The organism is Desertihabitans aurantiacus, from assembly GCF_003344635.1.
In the GTDB taxonomy this organism is placed as follows: Bacteria; Actinomycetota; Actinomycetes; order Propionibacteriales; family Propionibacteriaceae; genus Desertihabitans; species Desertihabitans aurantiacus.
On record NZ_QPKK01000221.1, the window covers coordinates 1 to 6,389 of the forward strand.

General features: G+C 75.5%; 8 protein-coding genes. 4 read left to right on the forward strand and 4 right to left on the reverse strand.

Features of this window, described 5'->3' with window-relative positions:
• Nucleotides 1-230: 230 nt before the first annotated feature.
• A complete protein-coding gene (locus DVA66_RS15415) occupies nucleotides 231-947 on the reverse strand; it encodes a hypothetical protein (protein ID WP_114560879.1) in 717 nt (238 codons plus the stop codon).
• Nucleotides 948-1,101: 154 nt separating this feature from the next.
• On the opposite strand from DVA66_RS15415, the gene DVA66_RS15420 reads away from it, so the two are divergent.
• Entirely contained in the window at nucleotides 1,102-1,515 is a 414-nt protein-coding gene (locus DVA66_RS15420; protein WP_114560880.1) for a hypothetical protein, read from the forward strand.
• 39 nt (nucleotides 1,516-1,554) lie between these two features.
• On the opposite strand, the gene DVA66_RS15425 is transcribed toward DVA66_RS15420, so the two are convergent.
• The gene (locus tag DVA66_RS15425) at nucleotides 1,555-2,043 is read right to left on the reverse strand and encodes a DNA-binding protein (RefSeq protein ID WP_114560881.1); all 489 of its coding nucleotides are present in this window, start codon (nucleotides 2,041-2,043) and stop codon (nucleotides 1,555-1,557) included.
• 89 nt (nucleotides 2,044-2,132) lie between these two features.
• Here DVA66_RS15425 and DVA66_RS15430 point away from each other — a divergent pair, with 89 nt between their 5' ends.
• Nucleotides 2,133-3,989 carry a vWA domain-containing protein gene (locus DVA66_RS15430; protein WP_198671811.1) on the forward strand — a complete coding sequence of 619 codons (1,857 nt, stop codon included), beginning with the start codon at nucleotides 2,133-2,135 and terminating at the stop codon, nucleotides 3,987-3,989.
• A 27-nt stretch (nucleotides 3,990-4,016) separates the two neighbouring features.
• Here DVA66_RS15430 and DVA66_RS15435 read toward each other — a convergent pair whose 3' ends face one another.
• Nucleotides 4,017-5,087 (reverse strand): serine/threonine-protein kinase, encoded by a 1,071-nt coding sequence (locus DVA66_RS15435; protein WP_114560883.1) that lies wholly within the window; start codon nucleotides 5,085-5,087, stop codon nucleotides 4,017-4,019.
• A gap of 87 nt (nucleotides 5,088-5,174) precedes the next feature.
• On the opposite strand from DVA66_RS15435, the gene DVA66_RS15440 reads away from it, so the two are divergent.
• Nucleotides 5,175-5,666: a VOC family protein gene (locus tag DVA66_RS15440; RefSeq protein WP_114560884.1), complete on the forward strand. Its 492-nt coding sequence runs from the start codon at nucleotides 5,175-5,177 to the stop codon at nucleotides 5,664-5,666.
• A 31-nt stretch (nucleotides 5,667-5,697) separates the two neighbouring features.
• The gene (locus DVA66_RS15445) at nucleotides 5,698-6,078 is read left to right on the forward strand and encodes a VOC family protein (protein ID WP_114560885.1); all 381 of its coding nucleotides are present in this window, start codon (nucleotides 5,698-5,700) and stop codon (nucleotides 6,076-6,078) included.
• 16 nt (nucleotides 6,079-6,094) lie between these two features.
• On the opposite strand, the gene DVA66_RS15450 is transcribed toward DVA66_RS15445, so the two are convergent.
• On the reverse strand, nucleotides 6,095-6,389 hold a 295-nt coding region (locus tag DVA66_RS15450; protein WP_232821990.1), incomplete at its 5' end, for a DUF6221 family protein.

The window sequence follows — 6,389 nt, forward strand, 5'->3', positions numbered from 1 at the left end:
CGTCTGCGCGTTGGGGGTGCGTCTGCGCGTTGGGGGTGCGTCTGCGCGTTGGGGGTGCGTCTGCGCGTTGAGGGTGCGTCTGCGCGTTGAGGGTGCGTCTGCGCGTTGAGGGTGCGTCTGCGCGTTGAGGGTGCGTGGGCGCGCTCGAGGTGCGCGGGCGCGCGCCCTAGGTGCGTCGCGCTCGGGGTGCGTGGGCGCGTTCGAGGTACGTCAGGGTGCGGCGCGGCAGCTCAGGCGGCGGCCAGGGCCAGCGCGTGCTCGGCCAGCCGGCGGCGCGCCCGGGAGCAGCGCCAGCGGACCACGTCGGTGCTCATCCGGTGGCGCTCGCCGGCCGCGGCCGAGGTGAGGCCGTCGGCGTAGACGCTGAGCAGCACCGCCGCCGTCGGCTCGTCGACCAGCCCGAGGGTGCGGGCGTGGCGCACCACCCGGTGCACGCTCAGCTCGTCAGCGGGCGGACGGCTGGAGGTCCACAGCTCGTCGAGGACGGCGTCCGGCACGGCCAGGGCCGCGGTCGGGCGCCCCTGCTCGCGCCGGACGGCCTTGCGGGTGTCCATCCACAGGTTGGCCGCGACGCTGCGCGGGCGGCGGGCCAGCGGGTAGCCGCCGATCGTGCACCACAGCTGGGCCACGTAGTCGCCCAGCTCCGCGCCGGCGTCGGCGTCGGCCAGCCGGACCAGCTTGCCGAGCATCGCCTGCACCACCACCCGTCCGGCCAGCTGGGCGTCACCGCCGCCGTGCTGGGCCCGTCCCACCAGGAACCCCAGCACGGCGTCCGGTGCCCTCCCGACCCGGTCCAGCACGTCCCCCGGCGTGCTGGCCCCGGTCAGCTCCCCGCAGCCGTCGGCCCACCCGATCACCGCCGGCGACGGCTGCGCCCCCAGCTCGGCCCACTCCTCGTCCAGCCCGTGCCGGACGTCTCGTCCCGCCGACCCCGCCGCCTGTGCCATGCCCCGCTCCTCCCGTCGCTCCGACGGGCTCCACGCTGGTCGGGCGCTGTTGCCGCAGGTGTTGTCCGAGGTGCGGCCCCTGCTGTCCGGACCCGTTCCGTGGTGGCGAGCCCGCCGCACGCCACGGCGGGAGGCGACGTAGCCTGGCTGGACCATGACCGAGCGACCACCCAGCCGCGCCGAGGCCGCCGCGCACCGGATCGCGCTCTCCGACGCCGCCTCCCGCCACGAGGCCACCCGCGCCCAGCAGCTGGTCGACGAGTTCGTCCGCGAGGCGCGCGCCCGCGGTCACGAGCCGGAGCCGCTGGTGGCGCAGCTGCTCTCGGGTCGCACCGTGCGCACCGACAAGCGCGGCTGGTACCTGCGCAAGAACCAGTCCCTGGCGATCGGTGAGGACGGCGGCTACTACGTGCTCACCGTCCCCGGCGGGATGGTGGAGCGGCTGCGCGGGGTGAAGCTGCAGCCGACCCCGCCCCCGTTGCAGGTCGGCCGCGGCGGACGCGACGGCGAGACGGGCGACCTGCGGGAGTTCCTCGCCATGACGTTGGAACGTCTCGCGCAGCGCTGAACCGCAACCCTCGGGACCGCGGCACGCGGACGACCAGCGTCAGCCCTCGCGGTCCACGCCGCCACCCTGTGCCGGTCGTGCCACCAGCTGGTGCAGCAGTGCCGCCGCACCCGGGTGCCGGTCGGCGATCTCCCCGGCGATCTGCACCCACTCCTCCGCCGGTGCCACGCTGAGCAGCTGCTGCTGCAGGGCCGCGGGCTCGGTCGTCGGCGCGGTGGTCGCCCAGGAGTCCTGCGAGGCGGCGATCCGCCCGACCTCCTCCGCCGCCTGCGCGGGCGACGTCCGGCCCGCGGCGACGTCGGCGGCGAGCTGACGCAGCTGGACGAGCCGGGCGTGCGCGAGCGGGCTGCCGATCTTGACCCGCCGGCCCGCGACCAGGTGGGACAGCATCGGGGTGGACAGACCGAGCACCCGGGCGACGGCCGTCTGGTTCATCCCCAGCGTGTCGCCGATCCCGGACACCAGGCTGGCCAACGGCTCGCCGTAGAGCTCCTCCTGGCGTCGGCGGTTGGCCGCCTGCTCCGACATGCTGTCCCCGTCCCCGACCAGTATTGACAATCGGAAACAATGGCTGTTTCCTATCGGACAGTAGCCCATTCGACCCGAGGATGCCCACCATGCAACGTCTCGCTGCTGCAGCCCTCTCGCTGATCGTCACCACCGCCGTGCTGCTGCTCCCGGCCGCACCCGCGCACGCCGACGAGCCCGGCCGGCTGCTGCTGGTGATGGACTCCTCGGGCTCCATGGCCGAACCCGCCGGCGACGGCCGCACCAAGATCGAGGCCGCCAAGACCGCCCTCGGCGAGGTGATCGACACCCTCCCCGACGACGCCGAGGTGGGGATGCGGGTGTACGGCTCGGAGGTCTTCGACCGCTCCGACCCCGGGGCGTGTGAGGACAGCCGGCTGGCGGTGGAGATCGGCACCGACAACCGCGAGCAGCTGCGGGCGGAGGTCGAGAGCTACCAGCCCTACGGCGAGACGCCGATCGCCTACGCCCTGGAGCGGGCGGCCGAGGACGTCGGCGACAGCGGTCAGCGCTCCATCCTGCTGGTCTCCGACGGCGAGGAGACCTGCGTCCCCGACCCCTGCCCGGTGGCCGAGCGGATCGCCGCCGCCGGGATCGACCTGCGGATCGACGTCGTCGGCCTGCGGGTCAGCGGCAAGGCCCGGGAGCAGCTGACCTGCATCGCCGACCGGGGCCGCGGCACCTACTACGACGCCGAGGACACCGACGAGCTCACCGAGACCCTCCGCCAGGTGCAGGAACGGGCGGTGAACGAGCTGGAGGTCAACGGCCGGCCGGTGCAGGGCACGGTGCAGGCGGCCGACGCCCCGGCGATCGGGCCGGGCAGCTGGGTGGACGAGGCGGGCGAGGGTGAGGAGCCGCGGCACTACCGGATCGAGCGGCAGATCCCCGGTTCGACGCTGTGGGCGGGGGTGTTCATGCGCCCGGAGACGGGGATGACCCAGCTCGACGTCGACCTGCTGACCACCGCCAGCGAGAGCTGCGGGTCGGACACCGCCCAGGTGCTCACCAAGTACGGCGGCGAGCGGGGGTGGCTGCTGGCCAATGCCCTGGCGTCCGAGGACGACGAGGAGTGCGCCGAGGGGGACCTGGTGCTGCGCGTGGCCCACTCCGGGTTCGGTGACCCGGTGTCCGGCCAGCCCTACCAGCTCGTCGTGACCGAGGAGCCGCCGGTGGAGCAGACCGGCGCCCGGGCCGACGACCGGCCGGCCTGGCAGGAGCTCGGCGAGGGCCCGCGGCAGCGGGTGCAGGGCGGGAGCTCGATGGACGACGCCCCCGAGGTGGGCGCGGGCACCGTCACCGCTGACATCGTCCCCGGGGAGATCCAGTTCTTCCGGGTGCCGCTGGACTTCGGCCAGCGCCTGCAGGCCCGGGCCGTGCTGCCCGAGGCGACCGGCTACGCCCCTGGTCACCGCTTCCTCCACGTCCAGGTGCTCAGCCCGGTGGCCGGGGACGCCGACGGGGGCGGTCCCACCGACCCGCCGGACGGCCAGACCGGCGCACTGAGCGGCGGCGGAGCAGCTCAGGCGTCGGCCGGCACACCGACCGTGCTCTGGGCCAACCGCAGAAGCGTCCTCACCGAGAACGCCGCGCTCGCGGGGGACTACCTGGTGGCGGTGTCCTACACCGACGACGCCAGCCGCCCCACCACGGAGCAACGCGCCCTCGAGCTGCAGCTGGGGGTGTTCGGCGAGGCCGGGAACGGTGCGCCGACCTACCGCTCCACCGAGCCGACCCCGACGCCCTCGGCTCCGCCGTCCAGCCCGTCGGCTCCGGCACCGTCCGACCCGGCGCCGAGCAGCACCGCGGCAGCCGGCCAGGACCAGCCCGACGATCCCGAGCAGGACGGCATCGGGCGTGGCTGGCTGCTCGGTGGCGCCGCCGCCGGGGTGGTGCTCTTCGGCGGTCTCGGCGTGCTGGCCTGGCGGTTGCTCCGGCGCGGCTGACCGCCCGTCCGGAGCACCGGGCGAGCCTCAGCCCAGCAGCGCGAGGAGCAGCAGCACCGCGGACAGCCCGGCCAGCACGAAGCTCACCACCATGACCGCTCGCAGCAGCTGCGGCCGGGCCCCGGGTCGGCCCTGGTCGGGCCGGGTCGGGGCGGACGGGTCGGGCTCGCTCCGTGCCGGGACGGGTGACGTCGGCACGGCCGGTCGCTGGGTGCCGACGCCTGCCTGGGGAGGGACCGGCTGCGGGCCCGGGTCGTCGGGCTCCTCCAGCTCGGCGATCTGGTCGAACACCTCGGGCGGGTCGGGCCACTGCTGCCAGACCGGGCCCGGTGGCAGCAGGTGCCGCCGCCGCAGCTCCTCCCGGGCGTCCTCGGCCGAGGCCGGTCGCCGGGCCGGGTCGTCGCTGCTGAGCCACTGCAGGAAGGGCCACAGCCCACCGGCACCGGGTGCCGCCCCGGCCGGGTCGGTCGGCAGCTGACCCGGCGGCAGGCCGGTGAGCAGGCAGCGCCCCAGGACGCCGACCGCGAACAGGTCCTGCCGGGGGTCGGGCTCGGCACCGCGGGCCTGCTCCGGGGCCATGAACCCCAGGGTGCCCAGCGACTGCCCGACGACGGTGAACCGCGGTTCCCCCACCACCGCGGCGATGCCGAAGTCACCGATCCGCACGCAGGGCCAGCCGGTGCCGGTCGGCTCGAGCAGCACGTTGGCCGGCTTGAGGTCGCGGTGCACCACCCCGTGCCGGTGGATCTCGGCCAGACCGTCGAGCAGCTGGTCCACCAGCACCGCCACGTACGGCTCCGGCAGCGGCCCGTGGTCGCGGGACAGCGTCTGCAGCGAGCCACCCCGGACCAGCGGCATCGACATCACCACGTGGTCGTCGTCGGCGGACCACCCCTGCGGGCTGACGACGTGGCGGTGGCGCACCCGCAGGCCCTGCTCGCGGACGAACCGCAGCACCGCCGACGCCTCGGACCCGCGCAGGACCTTGGCGGCCACGTCCGTCCCGAGCTTGCGGTCGCGGGCCAGCCACACCGTGCCCATCCCGCCCTCGGCGATCACCCGGCGCAGCTCGTAGCGCGACGGCACCGGCTCGACCATGGACGCAGACTAGTGGCCGCGCGCCGGGCCCAGCCGGCGTCGCGCTCCGGTCACGTCCTGGCCGGAAGCCTCCCTAGCGTCGTCGTCATGACCAACCACACGCTGCTCCCCGCCGACGCCGTCCCCGCCGGGGAGGCCGTCCTCAACCCGTTCGCGATCCTCGACGACGCCGCCGGCTGGGTCACCTTCGTGACCGAGGTGTTCGACGCCCCCGAGGTGCTCGAGGCCCGCACGCCGCTGCCCGACGGCAGGCTCATCCACGCCCAGGTGCAGATGGGCACCGTGCAGCTGATGTGCGCCGACCGGCTCGACGGGTGGCCGGCCCGTCCCGCCCTGCTGCAGGTGTGGGTGCGCGACCTCGACCTGGTGCTGCGGCGGGCGGCCGAGCGCGGCGCCGAGACCGTCACCGAGCCGACCCCGTTCTGGGGCGGGACCACGCTGGCCCGGGTGCTCGACCCCTGGGACAACCTGTGGTGGCTCTACGCCCCCGCTCCGGGGCAGGCCGACCCGGCGTACGACTCCGACGTCGTCTTCAGCACCCTCGACCGGACGCTGCGCAGCCTCAGCACCGGCGCCTGAGCCCACCACCACCACCACCAGGAGGACCACCATGATCGACCACTTCGGCATCGTCTGCGCCGACCTCGACCGCGCCGAGGCCTTCTACGACCGGGTGCTGGCCGAGCTCGGCTGCCGCCGGCTGCTCGACCACGGCGTCGCCGCCGGCTACGGCAGCGACCACCCGCGCTTCTGGCTGGCGCGCGCCGAGGGCGAGGTCGCCCCGCGGGAGACACACATCGCCTTCACCGCCGCCGACCCCGACCAGGTCCGCCGCTTCCACGCCGCCGCGCTCGCGGCCGGCGCGGAGAGCCTGCACGCGCCGCGGCTGTGGCCGGAGTACCACGAGCGCTACTTCGCCGCCTTCGTCCGCGACCCCGACGGCAACAACGTCGAGGCGGTCTTCTCCGGCGGCGACGGCGCGGACGGCTGAGCCTGGCCGAGGCCCGTCAGCCGAGCCCGTCGGCGTCCGGGTGGCGCGACCACGGTGCGGCCAGCGTCCGCAGCACCTCCTCCGAGCCCGTGTGCACCAGCTGCCGCTTCACCGCGCACTCGGCCAGCACCCGGGCCGGGTCCCACCGCACCACGTGCTCCTGCTCGGGGTGCCCGCTGGTGGTGGCCACCCGCGGGCCGGGTCCGCGCGGGTCGCCCCGGTGCGGCAGCGTCACCAGCCAGGCGCCGACGCCGCCCTCGTCGTCGGGGGCCACCGCGGGCACCCAGCGCGGCCCGGCGGCGGCCCGTGCG